Source organism: Pseudobacillus sp. 179-B 2D1 NHS (genome assembly GCF_045370945.1).
Taxonomy (GTDB): Bacteria; Bacillota; Bacilli; order Bacillales; family Domibacillaceae; genus Pseudobacillus.
Genome location: NZ_JBIQDP010000019.1, coordinates 19,616 through 42,560, shown reverse-complemented (window position 1 = coordinate 42,560; position 22,945 = coordinate 19,616). Strand labels below are relative to the sequence as shown.

At 43.1% G+C, this 22,945-nt stretch carries 23 protein-coding genes, 1 pseudogene, 1 riboswitch and 2 other annotated features; of the genes and pseudogenes, 21 read left to right on the top strand and 3 right to left on the bottom strand.

Annotated features, from left to right (window positions below; all coding sequences use genetic code 11):
• Positions 1 to 83: 83 nt before the first annotated feature.
• The gene (locus tag ACH0BF_RS17565; RefSeq protein ID WP_340853100.1) at positions 84 to 1,913 is read right to left on the bottom strand and encodes an APC family permease; all 1,830 of its coding nucleotides are present in this window, start codon (positions 1,911 to 1,913) and stop codon (positions 84 to 86) included.
• 218 nt (positions 1,914 to 2,131) lie between these two features.
• Positions 2,132 to 2,273: riboswitch (cyclic di-AMP (ydaO/yuaA leader) on the bottom strand.
• A 168-nt stretch (positions 2,274 to 2,441) separates the two neighbouring features.
• On the bottom strand, positions 2,442 to 2,633 hold the full coding sequence (locus tag ACH0BF_RS17560; RefSeq protein ID WP_065409421.1) for a hypothetical protein: 192 nt from the start codon (positions 2,631 to 2,633) through the stop codon (positions 2,442 to 2,444).
• Between the two features lie 208 nt (positions 2,634 to 2,841).
• Here ACH0BF_RS17560 and nfsA point away from each other — a divergent pair, with 208 nt between their 5' ends.
• The 21 genes and pseudogenes from nfsA to obgE all read left to right on the top strand — a co-directional run bounded on the left by nfsA (position 2,842) and on the right by obgE (position 22,631).
• Entirely contained in the window at positions 2,842 to 3,570 is a 729-nt protein-coding gene (nfsA, locus tag ACH0BF_RS17555; RefSeq protein ID WP_340853104.1) for an oxygen-insensitive NADPH nitroreductase, read from the top strand.
• A 52-nt stretch (positions 3,571 to 3,622) separates the two neighbouring features.
• Positions 3,623 to 3,860, top strand: a binding site (T-box leader).
• 101 nt (positions 3,861 to 3,961) lie between these two features.
• The gene (locus tag ACH0BF_RS17550; RefSeq protein WP_340853106.1) at positions 3,962 to 6,604 is read left to right on the top strand and encodes a valine--tRNA ligase; all 2,643 of its coding nucleotides are present in this window, start codon (positions 3,962 to 3,964) and stop codon (positions 6,602 to 6,604) included.
• 135 nt (positions 6,605 to 6,739) lie between these two features.
• Complete coding sequence (locus ACH0BF_RS17545) at positions 6,740 to 8,029, top strand: bifunctional folylpolyglutamate synthase/dihydrofolate synthase (RefSeq protein ID WP_340853107.1); 1,290 nt, start codon at positions 6,740 to 6,742, stop codon at positions 8,027 to 8,029.
• 498 nt (positions 8,030 to 8,527) lie between these two features.
• Positions 8,528 to 8,788 (top strand): annotated as a pseudogene (locus ACH0BF_RS17540) (prepilin peptidase); the annotation flags it as partial.
• Positions 8,789 to 8,791: 3 nt separating this feature from the next.
• On the top strand, positions 8,792 to 9,283 hold the full coding sequence (locus tag ACH0BF_RS17535; protein ID WP_406909912.1) for a prepilin peptidase: 492 nt from the start codon (positions 8,792 to 8,794) through the stop codon (positions 9,281 to 9,283).
• A gap of 109 nt (positions 9,284 to 9,392) precedes the next feature.
• Positions 9,393 to 10,340 carry a hypothetical protein gene (locus tag ACH0BF_RS17530; RefSeq protein ID WP_406909898.1) on the top strand — a complete coding sequence of 316 codons (948 nt, stop codon included), beginning with the start codon at positions 9,393 to 9,395 and terminating at the stop codon, positions 10,338 to 10,340.
• Between the two features lie 229 nt (positions 10,341 to 10,569).
• Positions 10,570 to 11,157 (top strand): Maf family protein, encoded by a 588-nt coding sequence (locus ACH0BF_RS17525; protein ID WP_120033454.1) that lies wholly within the window; start codon positions 10,570 to 10,572, stop codon positions 11,155 to 11,157.
• Between the two features lie 20 nt (positions 11,158 to 11,177).
• The gene (gene radC / locus ACH0BF_RS17520; RefSeq protein ID WP_340853109.1) at positions 11,178 to 11,867 is read left to right on the top strand and encodes a RadC family protein; all 690 of its coding nucleotides are present in this window, start codon (positions 11,178 to 11,180) and stop codon (positions 11,865 to 11,867) included.
• Between the two features lie 132 nt (positions 11,868 to 11,999).
• Complete coding sequence (locus ACH0BF_RS17515) at positions 12,000 to 13,016, top strand: rod shape-determining protein (RefSeq protein WP_120033448.1); 1,017 nt, start codon at positions 12,000 to 12,002, stop codon at positions 13,014 to 13,016.
• Between the two features lie 261 nt (positions 13,017 to 13,277).
• Complete coding sequence (gene mreC, locus ACH0BF_RS17510; protein WP_340853112.1) at positions 13,278 to 14,171, top strand: rod shape-determining protein MreC; 894 nt, start codon at positions 13,278 to 13,280, stop codon at positions 14,169 to 14,171.
• Complete coding sequence (mreD, locus tag ACH0BF_RS17505) at positions 14,168 to 14,683, top strand: rod shape-determining protein MreD (RefSeq protein WP_340853114.1); 516 nt, start codon at positions 14,168 to 14,170, stop codon at positions 14,681 to 14,683. The genes mreC and mreD overlap by 4 nt, the downstream gene beginning before the upstream one ends.
• A gap of 76 nt (positions 14,684 to 14,759) precedes the next feature.
• Positions 14,760 to 15,446, top strand: coding sequence for a septum site-determining protein MinC (gene minC, locus ACH0BF_RS17500; protein WP_120033435.1), 687 nt, complete (start codon positions 14,760 to 14,762; stop codon positions 15,444 to 15,446).
• Positions 15,439 to 16,248 (top strand): septum site-determining protein MinD, encoded by an 810-nt coding sequence (minD, locus tag ACH0BF_RS17495; protein ID WP_120033432.1) that lies wholly within the window; start codon positions 15,439 to 15,441, stop codon positions 16,246 to 16,248. The genes minC and minD overlap by 8 nt, the downstream gene beginning before the upstream one ends.
• Before the next feature lie 135 nt (positions 16,249 to 16,383).
• Positions 16,384 to 17,043 carry a peptidoglycan DD-metalloendopeptidase family protein gene (locus ACH0BF_RS17490; RefSeq protein ID WP_340853116.1) on the top strand — a complete coding sequence of 220 codons (660 nt, stop codon included), beginning with the start codon at positions 16,384 to 16,386 and terminating at the stop codon, positions 17,041 to 17,043.
• Positions 17,036 to 17,893, top strand: a complete 858-nt coding sequence (locus ACH0BF_RS17485) for a M50 family metallopeptidase (RefSeq protein ID WP_340853118.1) — start codon at positions 17,036 to 17,038, stop codon at positions 17,891 to 17,893. Before ACH0BF_RS17490 ends, ACH0BF_RS17485 begins: the two co-directional genes overlap by 8 nt.
• Before the next feature lie 53 nt (positions 17,894 to 17,946).
• Entirely contained in the window at positions 17,947 to 19,413 is a 1,467-nt protein-coding gene (locus ACH0BF_RS17480) for an Rne/Rng family ribonuclease (protein ID WP_406909896.1), read from the top strand.
• A gap of 47 nt (positions 19,414 to 19,460) precedes the next feature.
• Positions 19,461 to 19,541, top strand: a sequence feature (ribosomal protein L21 leader region).
• Between the two features lie 13 nt (positions 19,542 to 19,554).
• On the top strand, positions 19,555 to 19,863 hold the full coding sequence (rplU, locus tag ACH0BF_RS17475) for a 50S ribosomal protein L21 (protein ID WP_120033422.1): 309 nt from the start codon (positions 19,555 to 19,557) through the stop codon (positions 19,861 to 19,863).
• Positions 19,864 to 19,875: 12 nt separating this feature from the next.
• Complete coding sequence (locus ACH0BF_RS17470) at positions 19,876 to 20,208, top strand: ribosomal-processing cysteine protease Prp (protein WP_340853122.1); 333 nt, start codon at positions 19,876 to 19,878, stop codon at positions 20,206 to 20,208.
• 15 nt (positions 20,209 to 20,223) lie between these two features.
• Positions 20,224 to 20,508, top strand: coding sequence for a 50S ribosomal protein L27 (gene rpmA, locus ACH0BF_RS17465; protein ID WP_049663432.1), 285 nt, complete (start codon positions 20,224 to 20,226; stop codon positions 20,506 to 20,508).
• A gap of 245 nt (positions 20,509 to 20,753) precedes the next feature.
• The gene (locus ACH0BF_RS17460; protein WP_340853127.1) at positions 20,754 to 21,299 is read left to right on the top strand and encodes a Spo0B C-terminal domain-containing protein; all 546 of its coding nucleotides are present in this window, start codon (positions 20,754 to 20,756) and stop codon (positions 21,297 to 21,299) included.
• 42 nt (positions 21,300 to 21,341) lie between these two features.
• Entirely contained in the window at positions 21,342 to 22,631 is a 1,290-nt protein-coding gene (gene obgE, locus ACH0BF_RS17455) for a GTPase ObgE (protein ID WP_406909895.1), read from the top strand.
• 108 nt (positions 22,632 to 22,739) lie between these two features.
• Here the strand turns inward: obgE and ACH0BF_RS17450 are convergent.
• On the bottom strand, positions 22,740 to 22,945 hold a 206-nt coding region (locus ACH0BF_RS17450), incomplete at its 5' end, for a hypothetical protein (protein WP_406909894.1).

The window sequence follows — 22,945 nt, the reverse complement described above, 5'->3', positions numbered from 1 at the left end:
GGTTAATTTTAGCTCTTCTTCTCTGGAATATGCACAAAGCCCTGTCATCCTCTCGAAGAGGTGTTTCGTAATTTGAGTAAAGATTATTTTTTAAATCGATAAGGGACGGTAGTGACAATGACATTCTTTTGATAAAGAAGGTAGATTCTTAAACGTAAGCTCGACTGATTGTGTAATATGTCCTGCCATCTCTTCTTCGTAATGAATTGTGGAATAAGTACGGTTAAGGTATGGTTCCTTTCATTCGCTTTTTCCACGGCTATGTCAATAAACCGGGCGAGAGGCCTCATTAAGCTTCTATATTGAGAATGCAGAGTAACAAGACGGACATTAGGCTTCCACTTTCTCCATCTCTCCTCCATTTGTCGTTCGCTTTCACGGTCAAAAGCGACGTAAACAGCAATGACAGTATCACCGATTAGTTCGGCATAATTTAAGGAATTTTCAACTACCTTTGTAATGCCGGCAACCGGGACAATGACGACATTTCCTTTAAATTGAAGTGCTTCTTCTCCAGATTTAATTCTCAGTTGTTCACCTGTTGCCATATAATGACTTTTAATTCGATGAAACATAAAGATAATAATCGGTAAGAAAACTAGCACAGGCCACACTTGAGAAAACTTAGTGGTAAAGAAAATCACCACAACAGTTAAGCTAATGAGCGCGCCGATTAAATTAACTGTTAATTTATACGTCCAGCCAACAGGCTTCTCTTTTACCCACTTTACAATCATGCCTGATTGGGAAAGGGTGAAGGGAATAAATACACCAACGGCATACAATGGAATAAGCTGTTCAGTTTCCCCCCTAAAAGCCACGATAAGTAGAATAGACATGATGCCGAGCGTGACGATTCCATTTGAGTAACCAAGCCGGTCTCCACGCATGAGAAACATCCGTGGAATATACTTGTCCGTTGCTAAGTTAACGGCTAGCAATGGAAAAGCAGAAAAACCAGTATTAGCCGCAAGAACTAAAATAAGAGCTGTAGTTCCTTGAACAAAGTAATAAATGAAATTTCTACCGAATACTTCAGACGAAATTTGTGATACCACTGTTTCTTCTGCTTTAGGAGTGATTCCTAGCCAATAAGCTAAAAACATAATGCCAGAAAAAAGAATCGCCAAGATAATCCCCATCATTATTAAGGTGTTTGCTGCATTTTTAGCAGCGGGTTCCTTAAAGTTAGGAACCGCATTAGAAACAGCCTCTACTCCAGTAAGAGCTGAACAGCCGGATGAGAAAGCTCTGAGCAATAAAAACAGACTGATGCCAGGAACGGCTGTTCCGATCGGAGAGTGCAGATCACTCGGTATTTGTCCGGTTGCAATTTTCCATAAACCTACGGCTGAAAGAAGAAGTAAGGCGGCTACAAATAAATATACTGGATAAGCAAGAACAGAAGCAGATTCTGTTACCCCTCGTAAATTCAAAATCGTAATTAATACAACTAGTAAAGCAGCAATAGATACATTATGTTCGTGCAATTGCGGAAAAGCAGAGGTGAGAGCGTCGGTTCCGGCTGATACACTCACCGCTACGGTTAAAATATAATCTACTAATAGGGAGCCTCCTGCAATGAGTCCGGCATTTTCTCCCAAGTTGTTTCTCGAGACAATGTAGGCCCCACCACCGTGCGGATAGGCATAAATAATTTGGCGATACGAAAGAATTAAGGCCGTTAAGAGAACCAGTACTCCAATGCCAATAGGAACAGAATACCAAAAAGCAACTAGACCGATTGTAGACAGCACAATTAAAATTTGTTCAGGTCCATAAGCTACAGACGAAAGGGCGTCTGAGGATAAAATAGCCAGCGCCTTTAACTTACTGATTCTCTGTTCTCCTAGTGCACTCGTTTTAAGCGGCTTGCCAATTAAGGCTTTTTTCATTAGTGAATAACGTGTCATGATGACCTCCAGAAAAGTAAATCAATCATATAGTGAGAAAGCATACGTTTATTTTTACTGTAAGAAAGCTCTTCTGTAAAAAGTTGATAAAATTATAATTCCCCCTTTGATCGTTACCAATCCTAGTAAAAGCTCACAGAGCGCTTTTAATTCTAAAGAAAACACAAAAAAGAACACTAAGGTGTTACTTAGTGCTCTTTTAAGACAACACAAAGCAAACCTCCTCTCCAAACGCTTATGAGGTTAGCTGTCGGGTTCGGGCCATGAGAGTAGCCCTACCTTCTTAATGAAGGATTCACCCCAAGTGACGATGCACAAAAATGGGTCCCCCACTCCTTAGGGATTAAGCGATATAAGGTATAATTGAGTTTACATATAAAATTTATTTAGCTAATATACTCCTGAAAGATTGGTTTGTAAAGAGAAAATTCATATTATTTTTTTAGTTGGCTGAATAGCTAAAGAAAGAATAGAACTCCTTAAATCTATACATATTTAAAAAGACGTCTGCTCATACAAGACGTCTTTTTAAATCCATTCAAGGTAAAGAGCTACAGCAAGTAACACGAGGATAGATAGCAGTATCACATCAAATGTCGTTGGAAAAAAGATCGTTCGAATCCCCTGAAATATGCAAAATGGAACGGCTAGCTGGCAGCAGACCGCTCGGACTGTTCGAAGCCATGGAGGTAACGAGTAAGGATTGTATCTTCTTCTCAATTATTACACCTGCCTGTGAATTCATAAGCACGAGTAGCGTGCTATGAAAGGTTCTTCTTTTACTATATGTATGGAAACAAAGAGAGGTGATTTTAGAGGAGGAGAGCAGGAACGTTGACAGCGTTTAAAAGGTGATTTACGTTAAAAGAAGAACAGGTCTATACATACGCTTTTTATATGACGAAGCAAACAAGGAAGGAAGGATAAGATGATAGATTTATTGAAGTCTCATGCATCTGTTCGAAAATACACAGACGAACCCATTTCAGATGAAGTATTTCACGAGTTGTTGGAAGTTGCCCAACATGCCGCAAGCTCTCATTTTGTGCAGGCTTATTCCGTTGTGCGCGTGAAGAATGAGGAGAAGCGCCTGAAGCTTGGAGAGCTGTCTAAAAATAAACAGCAATTTGAATCTGCGGCCTTGCCGCTTGTTTTCTGTGCGGATTTAAAACGTCTGGAAAAAGCCGTTACCCTTCATGGGAAAAAATTCGAAGGTAGCACGGCAGAAAATCTGCTTGTAGCTGTTATCGATACGGCTCTACTTGCCCAAAATTTTGTAATAGCCGCCGAATCCAAAGGATATGGCATCTGTTATATTGGCGGGGTTCGTAATAATCCGCAGGCAATCAGCGACTTGCTTCAATTGCCTGACTATGTGATTCCATTATTTGGATTGACGGTAGGTGTGCCAGCAGAATCAAACGAAGTAAAGCCACGCTTGCCAATGAAGGCAATTTTGCATGAAGATGTATATGATGAGGAAAAGTATAGTCGCCTACTTCCTGAGTATGACGAGCAAATGCATAAATATTATGCAAGCCGTACAACAAATAAGAAAGATGCAGGCTGGACGAGCGGCATGGCAGCTTTTTTATCCGAGCCACGGCGGGCATATATGCTTGAATTCTTGCAATCAAAAGGCTTTCTAAAAAAATAATAGAGGAAAGATTGACGCCCCTGCCTGTTTTCAGATAATATATGAATGATAATGAAAAGCGAAGACCGGGAAGAGTACAAAGATAGCGCTTGCTTGCAGAGAGGAAAACTCATGGCTGAAAAGTTTTCCGCAAGAACCCTTTGGAATGTCCCCCGTGAGCTGCTTCTGTGAACCGTTTAGTAGTGGAAGCCGGTTGCCAGCCGTTAATGGATTGAGAGCCAGATAGGTCTGCCAGTAGGCAGCTGTCTGTGAAAAAAGGTGGTACCGCGAACAACTCCTTCGTCCTTTTGACGATAGGAGTTTTTTTGTTGTTTAAAAACAGGCAATCACATATGGCGGATAACTGACCAGAATGTTTGTACATTTATTGTGTAATGAGGAGGAAATCTTGATGGAAAACAATGAATTGTCCATGCCAACAAAATATGATCCAAAAGCAATTGAACAGGGACGGTATGACTGGTGGGTAAAAGGGCAGTATTTTGAAGCGAAAGACGATCAAACCAAATCCCCTTATACCATCGTAATCCCGCCGCCGAATGTGACAGGGAAATTGCACCTCGGCCATGCATGGGATACGACACTGCAAGATATCTTAACACGCATGAAGCGGATGCAGGGCTACGATGTGCTTTGGCTTCCAGGGATGGACCATGCTGGGATTGCCACACAGGCGAAAGTGGAGCAAAAGCTTCGTGAAGAGGGAAAAACACGCTATGATCTTGGCCGTGAAAAGTTTTTAGAAGAAGCATGGAAGTGGAAAGAAGAGTATGCAAATTTTATCCGCCAGCAATGGGCAAAGCTTGGCCTTGGTCTGGACTATAGCCGTGAGCGCTTTACATTGGATGAAGGTTTATCAAAAGCAGTCCGTGAAGTATTCGTTTCGTTATATGAAAAAGGTTTAATTTATCGCGGTGAATATATTATCAACTGGGATCCAGCAACAAAAACAGCTTTATCGGACATTGAAGTTATTTACAAAGATGTCCAGGGGGCATTTTATCACATGAAATACCCGCTTGCAGATGGAAGCGGCCATATTGAAATTGCGACAACTCGCCCGGAAACGATGCTTGGTGATACAGCTGTAGCGGTTCATCCAGAAGATGAGCGTTATAAACACCTCATTGGTAAAAAGGTTGTTCTGCCAATCGTTGGCCGAGAAATTCCAATCGTCGGTGATGACTACGTTGACATGGAATTCGGTTCTGGAGCGGTGAAGATTACACCGGCTCACGATCCAAATGACTTTGAAATTGGCAATCGCCACGATTTAGAGCGCATTCTCGTGATGAATGAGGATGGTACGATGAATGAGCGTGCGGGCAAATACAACGGCATGGACCGCTTTGACTGCCGCAAACAGATCGTGAAAGACTTACAGGAGGAAGGCGTCCTCTTCAAGATTGAAGACCATATGCATTCTGTCGGTCACTCAGAGCGCAGCGGTGCGGTTGTAGAACCATACTTATCGACTCAATGGTTCGTAAAGATGCAGCCGCTTGCTGATAAAGCAATCGAATTGCAGTCAAAAGAAGACAAAGTACATTTCGTGCCGGACCGTTTTGAGAAAACATATCTTCACTGGATGGAAAATATCCGTGACTGGTGTATTTCCCGTCAGCTTTGGTGGGGACATCGTATTCCAGCCTGGTACCATAAAGAAACAGGCGAAGTATACGTTGGCCAGGAAGCTCCAGCAGATGCGGAGAACTGGGAACAGGACAAAGATGTACTCGACACATGGTTTAGCTCGGCATTATGGCCGTTTTCTACGATGGGCTGGCCGGATAAAGAGGCGTCAGACTTTAAACGCTACTATCCAACAGCTGCACTTGTTACCGGTTACGATATTATTTTCTTCTGGGTCTCTCGGATGATCTTCCAAGGGCTTGAGTTTACCGGTGAACGTCCGTTTAATGATGTATTGATTCATGGGCTTGTCCGTGATTCAGAAGGGCGGAAAATGAGTAAATCGTTAGGTAATGGCGTGGATCCGATGGAAGTGATTGATCAGTATGGGGCTGACTCTCTGCGCTACTTCTTATCAACTGGCAGCTCTCCAGGACAGGATTTGCGTTTCTCTGTAGAAAAAGTAGAATCTATTTGGAACTTCGCCAATAAAATTTGGAATGCTTCCCGTTTTGCCCTAATGAACATGGATGGCTTGAAATATGAGGAAATCGACTTAAGTGGTGAAAAATCAGTTGCTGATAAGTGGATTTTAACGCGTTTGAATGATACGATCGCAAACGTCACCAAACTTGCTGACCGATACGAGTTTGGTGAAGTCGGCCGTGTGCTCTACAACTTCATTTGGGATGATTTCTGTGATTGGTATATTGAAATGGCGAAGCTGCCGCTTTACGGTGAAGATGAAGCAGCCAAGAAAACGACCCGTTCTATCCTTGCTTATGTGTTAGATAACACGATGCGTTTATTACACCCATTCATGCCGTTTATTACCGAGGAAATATGGCAGAATCTACCGCATGAGGGGGAAACGATCGTCACAGCTAAATGGCCAGAAGTGAATGAAGAGCTATCTGACCAACAAGCAGCAGAGGAAATGAAGCTGCTTGTAGATATTATCCGTTCCGTACGTAATATCCGCGCGGAAGTGAATACACCGCTTAGCAAGAAGATTAAGTTAATCATCAAAGCGAAAGATGACACTGTATTGAACACATTAGAAAGCAACCGTGCTTACATCGAGCGTTTCTGTAATCCGGAGGAACTTGTATTATCAACGACTGCTGCAGCCCCTGACAAAGCGATGACGGCTGTTGTCACAGGTGCCGAACTAATCTTGCCGCTTGAAGGGTTAATTAATATCGAAGAGGAAATTGCCCGCTTGCAAAAAGAATGGGATAAATGGAACAGTGAAGTTGAACGTGTTCAAAAGAAACTTGGCAATGAGCGCTTCGTCAGCAAAGCTCCACAAAAAGTTGTTGATGAAGAGCGCGCCAAGGAAAAAGACTATCTAGAAAAACGTGCCGCTGTTGAAGCGCGCATGAAGGAAATGCAAGGGTAAGTAGGGGAATGAGACGAATCTGCCGGGGGCAGATTCGTCTTTTTCACAGAGCTCAGCAAGCAAATTTATTAACCAAGTCAGTAAACCATAAAATTTGGCCAATATGTTAAAAACAGAATCGAAGGGAGAGAGAAGATGAATACATATGAAGAAGCGATCGATTGGATTCATAGCCGGCTTCAGCTTGGCATTAAGCCCGGCTTGAAGCGAATGGAGTGGCTTATGGAGAGAATGAATCACCCGGAGCATCATCTGCGTGCCGTCCATATTGGGGGGACGAATGGCAAAGGATCGACTGTTGCTATGATGCGTTCTATGCTGCAGGAAGCGGGATATGAAGTAGGAACATTCACCTCGCCATATATAGAACAGTTCAATGAGCGGATTAGCGTGAACGGTGAGGCAATCAGTGACGAGGAAATTATGAAATTAACTGCTGTGATCAAGCCGTTGGCAGAGGAATTGGAAAAAACAGAATTGGGCAGTCCGAGTGAATTCGAAGTGATTACGGCGATGGCTCTTTATTATTTTGCCTGGATTCGCCCTGTTGATATCGTTTTGTTTGAAGTGGGGCTTGGCGGCCGATTAGATTCAACAAATGTGATTCAGCCATTGTTGTCTGTGATTACCACAATTGGCATGGACCATATGCAGTTTTTAGGAGATACACTTGAAGCGATTGCTTTCGAGAAAGCTGGAATTATAAAAAATGGGGCACCAGTTGTTAGCGGTGTGAAACAGGAGGCGGCTCGTGAAATTATTCAACAGCGTGCCAAAGAAGTGAAGTCTGCTGTTTATCAGCTGGGAGAGCAATTCAAGGCAGACTGGCAAAGGTCATTGCCTCAAGGAGAAATGTTCCATTTTGAATCTGTTTTTGCCAATATGAGAGACTTGCCAACAGGTTTAAATGGCCTTCATCAAACAGAAAACGCGGCAACAGCCGTGATGGCTATTTTATATTTACGTACTTTTTACGCGTTTCTAGTGGAAGAAGAACATATTCGTGCTGGTCTACAATCAGTGAGCTGGCCAGGGAGAATGGAGTATGCCATGGAGCAGCCCGTCGTTCTGTTAGATGGCGCTCATAACCCGGAAGGAATGAAGGCGCTTGTTGCATCGCTTGCTGAGCGTTTTCCTGACAAGAGAATCACTGCCTTATTTGCCGGCATGAGGGATAAAAAATTAGATGAAATGATAGCTATTTTAAAGCAGGCAGCTCATCGAATGGCCTTCACAAGTTTTGACTTTCCGCGGGCGGCTGGCAAAAAAGAGTTTCAAGCTTTTTTAGAAAATCAAATGTGGATAGAGGATTGGCAACGGTTTATTGAGGAGTTTCAGACAACAGCAAAAGAAAATGAAGTACTGATTGTAACAGGCTCTCTTTATTTCATTTCAAGTGTAAAGAAATTTATAAAAGAAAAATAATAGAGATCGGCAACTTCTTTTGTTTAAAACGGGGGTTGCCTTTTTCTATGTAAAAACTTTTTATTTTAGTTTACGAACAACAGTGACAAGTTTTCTGCACGGCAACTTTTTAAGTGAACTCCTTCCTTTTATCAAAATATTCTGTAAAAGTAGAAGGCATATCAGTATAATAGAATATAGACAAGAATATAAAGATCTTCTCCTCCAAGCTCCATCTCCCCACCGATTTATTTTCACTGATCCCCTTCAAGCCTATCTTTAAACGATCTTTTCACACTCTGCATTCCAAGAATGAAGCAGCGAGCAAGCAGTCTGCTGGACTGGTAGTCACTGCTTTTGAGCAAGTAAGAAAACCTTTTAGTTAAAGGTTGAACATGTAAAAAAGGAGTTGAAAAACTTGTGGTTGGTTATCCATAAAATTAAAATAGGAGGAACAGTCATGCCTCAAATGAGAAAAAGATATGGGTCCCAAGCAGTGGAAGTAGCTGCCAAGACAGAATGATAGAATTGTTTGTTTTAATGTATGGTTTTGTATTTGGTTCATTTTTTAACGTCGTTGGCTTGCGTGTACCGAAAGGCCAATCGCTTTTCTGGCCGCACAGTGCTTGCCCTAGATGCAATCATAAGCTGCATTTTGCGGAGCTTATACCGGTGTTCTCTTATGTATGGCAAAGAGGAAGGTGCCGCGTATGCAGGATAAGAATATCTCCTCTCTATCCTCTGATAGAATTCGTTACAGCCCTCTTGTTTTGGTGCGCGTATATGTCGTTTGGACTGACGGCAGACTTTTTCATTGCTTTAATACTTATGTCTCTTCTTCTTATTATTATTGTTTCAGACCTTACTTACATGGTTATCCCCGACAAAATACTGTTCATTTTTTTATTTCTCTTTTTGATGGGAAGGACCTTTCATCCGCTTGAGCCTTGGTGGGACATGTTTGTGGGCGGTGCGGTAGGCTTTTTCATACCTTTGCTGGTTTCTCTTGTATCAAAAGGCGGCATGGGGGGAGGAGATATTAAATTGTTTGGTGTCATTGGCTTATTGAGCGGCTTGAAGAAAGTGCTAGTTATTTTCTTTCTTTCATGTGCATTAGGGGCTGTCTGTGGTGTAGTGCTTATGATGTTTCACATTATAAAAAAAGGCAAGCCAATGCCCTTTGCACCATTTATTGCGCTCGCCACGCTCGCTGAACTATTTTATGGCGAAATACTCATTCACTGGTACCTTCAGCTTATTAATTATAGAGGATAAAAAGATTGCCGAAATTTTTCCAGGACAGGACGACAAAAGTCTTGTTCTTTTTTTTATTTGCTGTGTTAGCATGAAGGCAACTTCAAAGTAGGCGGAAGGATGGTCGCAAATGATGGACAAGGATAAGCCAAAAAAACCAGAAGGAATATTCTTAACAATCGGCAGTAAACAAAAAAAAGAGTTTATTGGGCCAGAGTGGAAAAATGGAAAAAAAGAGAGTGCGGCTGCCATTGAGCCAAAAAAAGAAGAAGAGGAGTTCCAATGGTTGTTTCCTGAAGAAGGAGAGCAGAAAGCCGATGTAATCGAACAATATGCAACGATGCAAAAAACTACAGCTAAACGGGCAACTGGCAAGCTCTTTATTATTGTAATGAGTGCTGTCATTGTTGGTGTATTGCTTGGCTACGCATTAGTGAAAGTTGTCACTCAAAAGGAAGAGGGACGACCGCAAGCTATTTTAAAAGAAGAAAAACCTGTGAAGGAAAGAGAAGTAACTACGCCGAAAGCTGCCCCACCCGCAAAAAGTGAGAAGAACTCGCTCTTTTCAATAGAGACCGCTGTTGTTCAAGGAGGGGTTTTTTCGACGGAAGATGGAGCTAATTCTATGAAACAAAAAATGAGTGACTTAGGCCTGCCTGCTGAAGCAGTATTGCAAAACGGCCAATATCTTATCTTACTTGCTGCTTCCTCCACGATCGAAACAGCAAAGTTGATTGAAGGTATATATGGCACAGCCGGAGCGGACACTTATACAAAGCAATTGGCGATTTCGCCTTCTAAAAAGCTTGAAGAATCATCTGGAGAAATGGCTGCCTTATTTTCAAGTATTGCGGAAGAGAGTGGCAAAAAAGCTGCCGGACTGGAAGCGGATAAGAATAAACTTAAGGAGGCGGAAAGTAAATTAGACGCTGTGAAAGTAGAGCCGAGCGATGAAACATCCGCCGAATTGAAAAAGTTGCTGACAGGAGCGTTAACTGAAGCCAAAAGCAATCAGCCGCAAGCTGCCAAAGCTGCGCAGGAGAAGCTTCTGGCTTTTTTAGCTGTTTATAGTCAATAGGGGTGCTTAAGCATTCTAGCCAATTCTTCACTTTTGGCAACTCGCCCAGTCATATTTGCTTGAAGGATGCTAAGGCATCCTTTTATTTTTGGTGAAACTAAGAGATTATACGTAGAACCTGTTGATAAATATTTGCTCGTTAAGCCTGCTTTAAAAGTTTGTAGTGTTTTGGCACTTTTGATATGATAACGATGTATCTCCCTTATTTTTGAAAGATAGGTGAATCGATTTGACGCAGTTAATTTTAGCTTCGGGCTCCCCAAGACGGAAAGAACTCCTCGAACAAATCGGCTTGTCGTTTACTGTGAAAGTAAGCCATGCTGATGAAACGATCCCCTCTGGAATGACTCCGGAAGAAGCCGTTATGCATTTAGCTTCCATCAAAGCCGCTGCAGTCGCAGCAAATCATGAAGATAGTTTTATTATCGGAGCGGATACAGTTGTTACCCTCGATGGGGAAATTTTAGGCAAGCCGCAGAATCGAAAGGAAGCAAGAGATATGCTTCAGCGTCTTTCTGGCCGTACGCATGCTGTATGTACAGGAGTGGCTGTAAGGCATGGAGCAGATGAATACCTATTTTATGAAAAAACAAAAGTCACTTTTTGGGAGCTTACAGAAGAAGAGATCAACGGCTATTTAGAGACAGATGAACCATTCGATAAAGCCGGTGCATATGGTATTCAAGGAGCAGGTGCCATTCTGGTGAAAAAAATTGATGGTGACTATTTCTCTGTTGTCGGCCTGCCGATTTCTTCCCTATATAGGCATCTAAGACGACTCGGCTGGCAAGGTGCCGCTTTCTTCTTTCCTTCCTGAAAGGTCGAAAGGAGAAAAGTATGTCGAAAGAAACATTTATGATCCGCGACGTTCCGGCAGAAGAGCGTCCACGGGAACGGCTGGTTGCCTACGGTGCAGCCAGCCTGTCCACCCATGAACTCCTCGCTATTATTTTACGGACTGGAACAAAAGATGAATCCGTTCTGCAACTGGCTAACCGTCTTTTGCAAACGTTTGAAGGCCTCCGCTTGTTAAAAGAAGCCTCTCTCGAAGAAATGACCTCCATTAAAGGTATTGGTGAAGCAAAAGCTATACAAATTATATCTGCGCTTGAGCTTGGAAGGCGTGTCAGTCAGCTGAGATTTGAGGAGCGTTATGTCATTCGCTCACCGGAAGATGGGGCCGATTATGTCATGGAAGAAATGAGATTTCTTACCCAGGAACATTTTGTTTGCTTGTATTTGAACACTAAAAATCAAGTTCTCCACAAGCAGACTTTATTTATTGGTAGTTTAAATGCTTCTATTGTTCACCCTCGTGAAGTGTTCAAAGAGGCTTTTCGCCGATCTGCTGCTTCTATTATCTGTATTCACAATCATCCATCCGGTGATCCCCAGCCAAGCAGGGAAGATATTGATGTGACTAAGAGATTAGCTGAATGCGGCAAAATCCTTGGCATTGAACTGCTTGATCATTTAATTATCGGAGAGAAGAAATTCGTCAGTTTAAAAGAAAAAGGCTATTTATAACGCTAGGATTTTTTTTTTCCTTCGGTTATAATATAAGTTATGATTTTTCCTAGTTGTTTTTGTCGAAAAATAAAAGAATAATGTCAAATCAATCATGATAAAAGTAATGGACCGAGAAAGGGAGATACTTGTATGTTTGGAATTGGAAGCCGAGATCTTGGAATAGACTTAGGAACGGCTAATACGCTCGTTTATGCTAAAGGAAAGGGTGTCGTTGTACGTGAGCCATCGGTTGTGGCATTACAGACGGATACGAAACAAATTGTGGCCGTTGGAAACGATGCTAAAAAAATGATTGGCCGTACACCGGGGAATGTAATAGCTACGCGCCCTATGAAAGATGGGGTAATTGCTGATTATGAAACAACAGCCACAATGATTAAATATTATTTAAAACAAGCAACAAAAAACGGAAAAGGTTTGCTTTCCAGTAAGCCATATGTAATGGTTTGTGTACCATCCGGCATTACAGCCGTTGAAGAACGGGCTGTTATCGATGCTACTCGCCAAGCGGGTGCCCGCGACGCTTATACTATTGAAGAACCGTTCGCGGCTGCTATTGGTGCTAACCTTCCTGTTTGGGAACCGACAGGCAGCATGGTCGTTGATATTGGCGGCGGAACAACAGAAGTAGCTATTATCTCACTTGGCGGCATTGTGACAAGCCAATCTCTTCGTACAGCAGGAGATGAAATGGACGATGCGATCGTCGCATATATTCGCAAACAGTATAACCTATTGATTGGTGACAGAACGTCTGAGACAATTAAAATGGAAATTGGCTCGGCCGGCGATTTCGAGCAATTGCCAAGCATGGAAATTCGTGGCCGCGACCTGTTAACAGGATTGCCAAAAACAATTGAAATTACTGGCGAGGAAATTGCTGATGCCCTAAAAGACACAGTAACTGCTATTGTAGATACGGTAAAAAGTACATTAGAGCAAACGCCACCGGAGCTAGCAGCAGACATTATGGATCGGGGAATTGTCCTTACAGGCGGCGGTGCATTGCTTCGTAATCTGGATAAAGTAATTAGCAAAGAAACGAATATGCCAGTGATTATTGCAGAAAATCCGCTTGATTGTGTAGCAATCGGGACGGGAATGGCACTCGATCATATTGATTTGTTCAAAAATAAAAATAAATAAAAACAAACATGATCTAACAGCATCATGGCTGAAGAAGAGTGGGAGGATATTGTTCTCTCTGAACAAGCGCCTTTTATATTTTTCATGCAGTTGCTATTTCTAGAACAACTGGCTTGGCCTTTCCAGCCTAAATACAGCTATGAGATACAGTCTTCTCCTGCGCTTGTTAGGACTGGACGGGCGTTTTCTCTTTTCATTTATCCGGCAGCAGCTGACAGCTGCCGGATTCTAACTTAATGCAAACAAACAGAGGTGGAGTATATGCCACAATTTTTTACAAATAAGCGTCTGATCATTTTACTTGGAAGCATTATTGTTCTTGTCGCTTTAATTGGTTTTTCTCTTCGCGATAGGGAGAATTTATCCTGGCCGGAGCAATTCGTCAAAGACATTGTCGGTTTGGGACAAGCAGCGGTGTCTAAACCTGCCAACAGCTTCGCAGGTTTTTTTGATGAAATTAAAGACTTGCGGAATACATACGAGGAGAACAAAGAGCTACGAGCAAGAATTGATAAGACTGCCCAGCTCGAAAGTGATGTTGCCCGTCTTCAAAAGGACAATCAGGAACTTCGAAAAGTGCTTGATAAAAAGAAGAGTTTAGCAGATTACGAGCCAGTACAGGCGACCGTGATTGCCCGCAATCCGGACCGTTGGTATGACGTTATCACCATTGATCAGGGAGAAGCGACCGGCGTCGAGCCTAATATGGCTGTCATTACTGCTCAAGGTTTGATCGGTAAAGTGCAGAGTACATCAAAATTCACATCGACTGTTCAGTTGTTGAGCGCCCACGATTCAAGAAATCGTGTATCAGCCGTCATTCAAGGAAAGAACGATGTTTTTGGAGTAATTGAAGGCTATGATAAAGAGAAGAAAGCATTGCTTATGACGAAAGTTCCCTATGATTCTAAAGTGAAAAAAGGAATGCTCGTTATGACTTCTGGTAAAGGCGGTGTTTTTCCGGAAGGCTTAATTATTGGGAAGATCGAAGAAATGGTCCCTGATGAGTTCGGCTTGACACAAACAGCCCTTATCAAACCAGCGGCTTCTTTCAATGATCTTGAGCATGTGATGGTTACAAAACGCAGCATGACAACAGTTCTTCCAGAAAAGGAAGAGCGCAAACAGGTTCTTGTTGAGGAGGGGAACTTGTGAAACGGCTTTATCTTCCTCTCCTAATGATTGTCCTCTTTTATAGTGACAGCTTGTTTCTTACTGTATTCCCGGAAACGGCGTTTGATGGCAAATATGTAATCACCCCACGCTTTTTTGTCATCGGTTTGCTGCTGATGGCCGTTTTCTTTGACCGTAATACAGCAATTAAATATGGTTTTCTCTTTGGTTTTCTCTTTGATATTTTCTACACGGGGATACTAGGGGCTTATATGTTCTTCCTGCCTCTTGTTGTGTATATTGTATCGAAGCTTGTAAAAGTTCTGCAAAACAATTTATTTATTCTTGGTTTTATTGTTTTGTTTGGGGCCTTTTTGTTGGAATTGATTTTATTCCAGCTAAATGTGCTGATTAAGCGGACTGATATAGACTTAACACAATTTATGTCGATTCGCTTGGGACCAACTTTACTTTTAAATCTTATCTTTTATATTCTTCTAGCATTTCCGCTAAAAAATGCTTTTGAGAAGCTTCAGCGCATTTACAATGACTAGCTTCATAGGAATGGAAAAAGAGGAATCAGGAGAAGGCTTGTCGAATTAATTGGACAACAGAGGTGAATTTCGTGCTATGAAAACAAAACAGAACGTTGTCATTAAAGGGACAAAAGATGGGCTCACGCTGCATTTGAATGACAAATGTGCATACGATGAATTGCTGCAGGAACTAAAAGATAAAATGGATGCCGTTAGTGGCCAAGAGCACGGTTCTCTCCTTACAGTCACTGTTCAGGCGGGAAACCGCTATTTATTAGATAAAGAAATAGAAGAAATAAAAAATTTAATTAACCAGCGCGAGCATCTTGCTGTTGAATCGGTTAAATCTAATGTGATGACAATGGAAGAGGCTATTCGCTGGAAGGAGGAAAGCGAGATTGTTTCCTATACAGGAAGAATCCGCTCTGGGCAGGTACTTGAGGTTCCCGGTGATTTATTGCTGATCGGCGATGTCAATCCTGGTGGAACAGTAAGAGCCGGAAGAAATATTTTCATCATGGGCGCTTTAAAAGGAATGGCCCATGCCGGCTGTTATGGAGACGAAATGGCTGTGATCGCTGCCAGCCGGATGATGCCGTCTCAACTTAGAATCAGCCGTTATTTTAATCGCGCACCTGACCGTTATGAGGAAGAGGAAGGCTATGAGACGGAGTGCGCTTACATAGATGATTCTAACCAGATTGTGGTTGACCGCTTGCAGGTGCTCAAGCATCTGAGACCGGGAATTTCTACGTTTAAAGGGGGAAAGCACAGTGGGTGAGGCTATAGTTATTACATCTGGAAAAGGCGGGGTCGGCAAAACAACGACTACGGCCAATTTAGGCACCGCACTTGCACTGCAAGAGAAAAAGGTTTGTTTAGTTGATACAGATATCGGGCTTAGAAACTTAGATGTCGTGATGGGGCTTGAGAACCGGATTATTTATGATTTGGTAGACGTGGTAGAAGGGCGTTGTAAGACTCATCAGGCGCTTGTAAAAGATAAGCGTTTCAATGATTTGCTTTATCTGCTGCCGGCGGCCCAGACAACAGATAAGTCGGCGGTCCAGCCTGAACAACTGAAAAAACTAATGGAAGAATTGAAGCAGGAATTTGATTATATTTTAATAGATTGCCCAGCTGGAATTGAGCAGGGCTACAAAAACGCTGTGGCCGGAGCTAATAAGGCGATTGTCGTCACCACTCCTGAAAAATCTGCCGTCCGTGATGCCGATAGGGTCATTGGATTGTTAGAAAAAGAAGAAGGAATGGAACCTCCCAAGCTGATTATTAACCGGATACGTAACCATATGATGCAGCAGGGGGATATGCTGGATGTGGATGAAGTAGCTGCACACTTGTCGATTGAGCTGCTTGGTATTGTGGTGGATGATGATGAGGTTATTAAATCCTCACACAATGGCGAGCCGGTTGCTCACAATCCAAACAATCGGGCATCTATCGCCTACCGCAACATTGCCAGAAGAATCCTTGGAGAATCTGTCCCGCTTCAGCAGCTGGATGACATAAAGGAAGGGTTTTTTACTCGTTTAAAGAAGTTTTTCGGCGTTCGTTCGAAATAGCTCCATTAGTTGAAAGAGGCTGTCTGCAAGCTGCGAAGCTGCAGACGGCTTTTTTTATTAGGTGAATTCTTTCTTCTTAATCAGGCCTGTCACTCATATAGTGTACAAACCTGTGTAGAAAAGGAGGAAGGATACGTGAAAGAAGAAAAGGAGCTGTTTCCGCTGCCGGAAGAAAAAGAACAACTGCATCCATTGTTTAGCTGGAATCGTTTTTTATTTAAGTGGCTAGCAGCGGCTGCATTAGTGTTAGCTACTGCCATTTTGTTTCAACACCCCTCTCCTGTTTTTATAGAAGGAAGGGAATGGATGGAAAAGACGATGGAAAAAGAATTTCCTTTTTCAAAAGCGGCTGCTTGGTATGAAAACACGCTCGGAAAACCGCTCCCTTTTACGGCTGATGGCTGGACGGATAAAAAACAAAGTCCCGATGCCTCTCCAGAAATCGCCTTGCCAGCGTCAGGACGTATCTTGGAAGACTTTCAAACGAACGGTCAGGGGATTCTCGTTGAGACCGGACCAGCTGAAGAGGTAAAGGCTATTAAAGAGGGGACGATTATTTTCACTGGTGAAAAGGAGGGGCTAGGAAAAACAGTAGTTTTGCAACACGCTGATAATAGTGAATCGTGGTATGGTCATCTATCAAATATATCTGTACAGCCTTATGAACGAGTGAAAACAGGAAGTACGCTTGCAAAAGCAGAAGCAGGAGAAAATGCAAATGGCGGGCAATTCTATTTAGCTATCAAGCGTGATAACGTATTTATCGATCCAAACGAGGTGGTTCCGTTTGAGTAAATGGATGAAACATGTTCATGTCCATCCACTTTTATGGGGAGTCACCGGTGTTTGTATTTTAACAGGGACTTTTTTGCACTTGCTACTAGCGTTTACGGTCATTGTTATTCACGAATTAGGCCATATTTTAGCTGCCCATCTACTAGGATGGCGCATTAGAAAAGTGGTGCTTCTTCCATTTGGAGGGGTAGCAGAGGTGGACGAGCACGGAAATCGGCCCTTGAAGGAAGAATTGCTCGTCGTGCTGGCGGGGCCACTCCAACATCTTTGGTTGTTTGGAATAGCTTGGCTGGCACACGAAGGCGGGGTTCTGCCTGCCAGTATATATGAGGCTTTCTGGCAAATTAACTTGGCTATTTTGCTGTTTAATTTGCTGCCTGTTTATCCACTTGACGGCGGTAAGCTGCTAATGCTCAGTTTTTCTGCGGCTAGGCCGTTTTTGTCTGCTTTTCGCCTTGTTATTATATGCTCTGCATGCTTGCTATTCTGCCTGCAAATGACCGCCTTTCTTTTTTTTCCTTTCCATTTGCAGGCATGGACATTATTTTTTTATTTAGCATGGACACTGTGGCGGGCCTGGAAGGAAAAACGCTATGCTTTCATGCGTTTTCTCCTCGAACGTCATTACGGGAATAAAGGATCAGCCGCCTTCTTAAAGCCGCTCACTGTCCCAGCGGGAGAACCAATCATGAATGTGCTTGAACGATTTCAACGCAATGCCAAACATATTATTTATGTGACAGAAGGAGGAGAAAAACGAGGCCGGCTAGACGAGAATGAATTACTGTATGCGTATTTCTCAGAAAAGAAAACAGACTCCCTTCTGAAGGATTTATTGCCTGTCGATTGACGGAAGTGTCTTGCAGCAGTAAAGTGAAACAAAAAGAGGAAAGCGGGTCTGATATGAATACGTTGATTGTCAGCGCAAAAGGCAGGGAAAAAAGATTGGCGGTTGTCAGAGAAGGAGTAGCCGATCAGTTTCACGTTTTTCAGCCGTCACACCTTTCCCGTGTCGGCTTTATTTATTATGGAATTGTTTCTAAGGTAGAAAAAGGAATGAATGCTTGTTTTGTGAATATTGGGCTAGAACAGAATGCTTATTTGCATCGCAATGACTTTCCCAATCATCAAAATAAATCGATTGATGAACTTGTTCACCAGGGCCAGAAGGTCATCGTTCAAGTGATTAAAGACGGATCAGAGGCGAAAGCGCCGCGATTAACAGCCATTATTGAATGGCCGGGGGAGCTGCTTGTTTATCTGCCGGCAGGACATTACATTGCTTTATCAAAAAAGCTGGATAATGAAAAGAAACGCCGTGAATGGATAAAGTGGGCAGAAGAGTATAAGGAGGAAAGGGAGGGGCTGATTCTCCGGACAGCTGCCTTCCATTCTTCGAAAGAAGCACTGCTTGCCGAATGGAAGCATCTTCGCCTTCAGCATGAGCAGATCGTTAAAAAAGCAGAGAAAAGCAAGGCGCCGGCTTTGTTAATGGAAAAGCAGCAGTTAAAAGAAGAGCTATTTGCGCGAATGAGCCAATTAGGGCAAGGAGAGTTGATTTGCGATGAGGTAGCTTTTTTGTCGGATATTAAAGAAGATTTTCGCTTCGAAAGGGGAAGCTGGACAACTGTTCTCCATTCAGCCGATCAGGATATATTTTCGGCATTCAGATTGCCGGATGCAGCCGAATTTTCATTAAAGCGTATTATCTGGCTGCCGAGCGGTGGATTTATCGTTATTGATCGGACAGAAGCTATGACAGTAATCGACGTGAATACGGGGAAATTCACTGGGAAAAGTAGTCAGCGGCAGACGGTTTTTTTAACCAATAAGGAAGCGGCAACAGAGAGTGCCCGTCAGCTGCGCTTACGCGACATTAGTGGCATTATTCTCATTGATTTTATAGACATGGAAAATGAAGCAGATCGCAGGGAGATTGAGAGTGAATTTATGCGGGAGGCAAAGAAGGATTCAAAACAAATATCCATCCGCGGGTTTACCTCTCTCGGTCTCATGCAAATCACCCGTAAAAAAACAAAGCCGTCTCTCATAGAAACAGTAACGGTACCTTGCCGAGCATGCCGGGGGACCGGACGGGTCATCAGTGCCGAAACAGCCGCTTTTGCGCTTGAAAGAGACTTGTTTGAATTAATAAAAAATGTGGAGGAGGCAGTGCTTGTAGAGGTAACGCCGGATGTTATGGAGGCCTTTGTTGGTGAAAGGTATAAGTACCATGAAAAGCTGCAGGAAATGCTTCATAAAAAGATTATTTACAACGTGATCGATGGACAAGTGCCGATAGGAAAAATGATAAGAACGGGCAGCGTTAAGGAGCTATCAACGAAGGGAATGTTGATAAAAAGCAGTTGACATAAAAAAGCAAAAGTGATAAGATTCTAATGTTATTGTTTGTAGCACCCGTGCTACAACCGCTCATACCAGGTCATAAGTGTATGCTGTTAGCAAACCACCTGCGAATGGCGAGTCTGAGTAATTAAGGAGGTGCAGGGAATGTACGCAATTATCGAAACTGGCGGTAAACAAGTAAAAGTAGAAGAAGGTCAAGCTATCTACATTGAAAAATTAGATGCTGCAGAAGGTGATTCTGTAACGTTTGATCAAGTATTATTCGTCGGCGGTGAAAATGTAAAAGTAGGCAGCCCAACTGTTGATGGTGCTACTGTTACAGCTAAAGTTGAAAAACAAGGCCGTCAAAAGAAAATTACTGTTTTCAAATTCAAAGCAAAGAAAAACTACCGCAGAAAACAAGGCCATCGTCAGCCATACACTAAAGTTGTTATCGAAAAAATCAACGCGTAAGGCGATGATCCAATGATTCGGGTAGACGTAATAAGGCAGCCTTCCGGAAGAATTACTTCCTTCACAATGGAGGGGCATGCAGAATTTGCTGAACATGGAAAAGATCTCGTATGTGCAGGAGCGACGGCTGTCTCTTTCGGAGTGCTTAATGCTATTCTTTCATTGACTGATGCTAAGCTTGGGATCGAGCAAGGGAAAGAAGGCGGATTTCTTCGCTGTCTTGTTCCGGAGGATCTTCCGATGGACGAGGCTGAAAAAGTCCAGTTGCTGCTTGAAGGAATGGTTGTTTCCTTACAGACGATTGAACGTGAGTATAGCAAATATATAAAGATTACTTTTCACTAACAGGAGGTGAGACTCATGTTAAGATTAGACCTTCAATTTTTCGCATCGAAAAAAGGGGTTGGTTCTACAAAGAACGGACGTGACTCTGAAGCGAAGCGTCTTGGCGCAAAGCGTGCAGATGGTCAGTTCGTAACTGGCGGATCTATTCTTTACCGTCAACGTGGAACAAAAATTTACCCTGGTGAAAACGTTGGCCGTGGTGGAGACGACACTCTATTCGCAAAAGTTGACGGCGTTGTTCGTTTTGAACGTTATGGCCGTGACAAGAAAAAAGTGAGCGTATACCCTGCAGCTCAATAATAAAAGCTGGATAAAATGGAAGTGGAAAGCTCTAACCAACCGGTTAGAGCTTTCTTTATGGTTATTTTGAAGAGGCTTTTAAGTGTTTGCTATCTCTATTCACTCGATTTCTGTTATACTAATTGGAAAGCCACAACAGGCAGGAAGATTATGGACGTATATTTACCAATAACGCAGGTGAATGAGAAGGCAGAAGCTCCTTCTTTTTCTTCCATTATGTTTGGCACAAGGGGGGTACCTGTGCAGTGGATAGGAAAAGTAATAATTGGACGATCATTCGAGCACTTCAGCACGCCCGACATGACTGGATGAATCACATTCAGCTTATTAAAGGGTATATTGCGCTTGGGAAAATAGAGGAAGCGGAGCGGGTGATTGAACGAGCGGTTATGCAAGCAAAGCAGGAGGCTCATGTATGCAATTTATCTTTGCCAGAGCTCGCAAAAACACTAATCACATTTAATTGGGAAGCGCACTCCTTTCAGTTAGAATATGAAGTGCTGGATACGGATATAACAACGAGGGCAACTGATCACCGTCTGGCATGCTGGACATCTTCGCTTTTTCAGTTGGTTGAAAATTATATTGAAACGTATGCCGATAATCATTTGTATCTCTCCATTGGAAAGGCAGAGGAAGGAATTCGTTTCTTTTTTGAGTTCAGTGGGATAATAACCAATGAAGAAGCGTTAACTAGCGAATTAGCAGAAATATTAAGCATGCCTCATGTGAAACGGTATGAAATTCATGTGCACTCGGAAGAGGAAATGCTCTTTGAAGCAATCATATAGAACACTTCACAAAATGCATAGCTTCATTAATAGGAGGATTTTATGTTTGTAGATCAGGTAAAAGTATACGTAAAAGGCGGTGACGGCGGGAATGGCATGGTTGCTTTCCGTCGTGAAAAGTACGTGCCAAAAGGTGGACCGGCTGGCGGCGATGGCGGCAACGGCGCGGATGTAGTTTTCGAAGTGGATGAAGGGTTAAGAACACTTATGGACTTCCGCTATCAGCGTCATTTTAAAGCTCCGCGTGGCGAGCATGGAATGAGCAAAAGTCAGCATGGAAAAAATGCAACCGATATGGTTGTAAAAGTTCCTCCTGGCACTGTTGTTATGGATGATGACACGAAAGAAGTAATCGCTGATTTGACCGAGCACGGCCAGCGGGCCGTTATTGCAAGAGGCGGACGGGGCGGACGTGGTAACACTCGCTTTGCTACACCAGCTAACCCTGCTCCTGAATTGTCCGAGAATGGAGAACCGGGTCAAGAACGCTATATTGTAATGGAGTTAAAACTATTGGCAGATGTAGGTCTTGTCGGTTTTCCAAGCGTCGGAAAATCCACCCTGCTTTCTGTTGTTTCTGCTGCCCGCCCTAAAATTGCTGAATACCACTTTACAACGATTGTGCCAAATCTTGGTGTAGTGGAAACAGAAGATGGCCGCAGTTTTGTTATGGCAGACCTTCCGGGACTGATTGAAGGTGCACATGAGGGAGTAGGGCTAGGCCACCAATTTTTACGCCATATTGAACGGACACGTGTTATCGTACATGTTATTGATATGTCTGGCATGGAAGGGCGAGATCCGTACGAAGACTATGTAACGATCAATAATGAATTGAAGGAATATAATTTAAGGCTGACTGAGCGTCCGCAAATTGTTGTGGCCAATAAGATGGATATGCCTGACTCAGAGGAAAACCTTGCAGCATTTAAAGAAAAGATAGGTGAAGAAGTGCCGGTTTTCCCAATTTCCGCTGTGACCCGTGAAGGACTAAAAGAGTTGTTGTTCGCTGTAGCAGATATGGTAGATAAAACTCCAGAATTCCCTCTTGCCGATTTTGAGGAGGAAAAAGGCATCCATCGTGTGATGTACAAACATGAAGATCAGCCGGCGGAATTCTTAATTACAAGAGATTCAGCGGGAGTGTTCGTAGTAAGTGGAGCGAAGGTAGAAAAGCTGTTTAAAATGACAGATTTCTCTCGGGAAGACTCTGTTCGTCGCTTTGCTCGCCAGCTCCGTTCCATGGGTGTAGATGATGCACTGCGCGAACGGGGAGCAGAAGATGGCGATATCGTTCGTCTGCTTGATTACGAATTTGAATTTGTGGAGTAATTGGAAAAGGAAAACGGCTAATAGTTTCAGTCAGAGTAAGCTGTCACGCCCAGGGGACACAAGTGGTCACAGAGGCGTCCGTCTTGCATTGGACGGGTTTTAACCGTCTTAATTTTGTCTAGCTGCAGCGCCTAGCTGCTCGAGGTCATAAGACAAATGGACTGCATGGCAGAAAAGCGCCATTTCGTCCATTCGCTTTATGCTTGTCGCAGCTGACGAGGCGCTTCCGCTTTTAAGTTGTCTAGCTGCAGCGCCTAGCTGCTCGAGGTCATAAGACAAATGGACTGCATGGCAGAAAAGCGCCATTTCGTCCA

Bases quoted from the DNA above. Each gene is read 5' to 3' on its own strand.
- obgE (WP_406909895.1), top strand. From the start codon at position 21,342: ATGTTTGTAGATCAGGTAAAAGTATACGTAAAAGGCGGTGACGGCGGG.
- ACH0BF_RS17550 (WP_340853106.1), top strand. From the start codon at position 3,962: ATGGAAAACAATGAATTGTCCATGCCAACAAAATATGATCCAAAAGCA.
- ACH0BF_RS17530 (WP_406909898.1), top strand. From the start codon at position 9,393: ATGATGGACAAGGATAAGCCAAAAAAACCAGAAGGAATATTCTTAACA.
- ACH0BF_RS17535 (WP_406909912.1), top strand. From the start codon at position 8,792: ATGTCGTTTGGACTGACGGCAGACTTTTTCATTGCTTTAATACTTATG.
- ACH0BF_RS17470 (WP_340853122.1), top strand. From the start codon at position 19,876: ATGATTCGGGTAGACGTAATAAGGCAGCCTTCCGGAAGAATTACTTCC.
- ACH0BF_RS17515 (WP_120033448.1), top strand. From the start codon at position 12,000: ATGTTTGGAATTGGAAGCCGAGATCTTGGAATAGACTTAGGAACGGCT.
- ACH0BF_RS17545 (WP_340853107.1), top strand. From the start codon at position 6,740: ATGAATACATATGAAGAAGCGATCGATTGGATTCATAGCCGGCTTCAG.
- ACH0BF_RS17565 (WP_340853100.1), bottom strand. From the start codon at position 1,913: ATGACACGTTATTCACTAATGAAAAAAGCCTTAATTGGCAAGCCGCTT.
- radC (WP_340853109.1), top strand. From the start codon at position 11,178: ATGTCGAAAGAAACATTTATGATCCGCGACGTTCCGGCAGAAGAGCGT.
- mreC (WP_340853112.1), top strand. From the start codon at position 13,278: ATGCCACAATTTTTTACAAATAAGCGTCTGATCATTTTACTTGGAAGC.
- ACH0BF_RS17480 (WP_406909896.1), top strand. From the start codon at position 17,947: ATGAATACGTTGATTGTCAGCGCAAAAGGCAGGGAAAAAAGATTGGCG.
- nfsA (WP_340853104.1), top strand. From the start codon at position 2,842: ATGATAGATTTATTGAAGTCTCATGCATCTGTTCGAAAATACACAGAC.
- rplU (WP_120033422.1), top strand. From the start codon at position 19,555: ATGTACGCAATTATCGAAACTGGCGGTAAACAAGTAAAAGTAGAAGAA.
- rpmA (WP_049663432.1), top strand. From the start codon at position 20,224: ATGTTAAGATTAGACCTTCAATTTTTCGCATCGAAAAAAGGGGTTGGT.
- minC (WP_120033435.1), top strand. From the start codon at position 14,760: ATGAAAACAAAACAGAACGTTGTCATTAAAGGGACAAAAGATGGGCTC.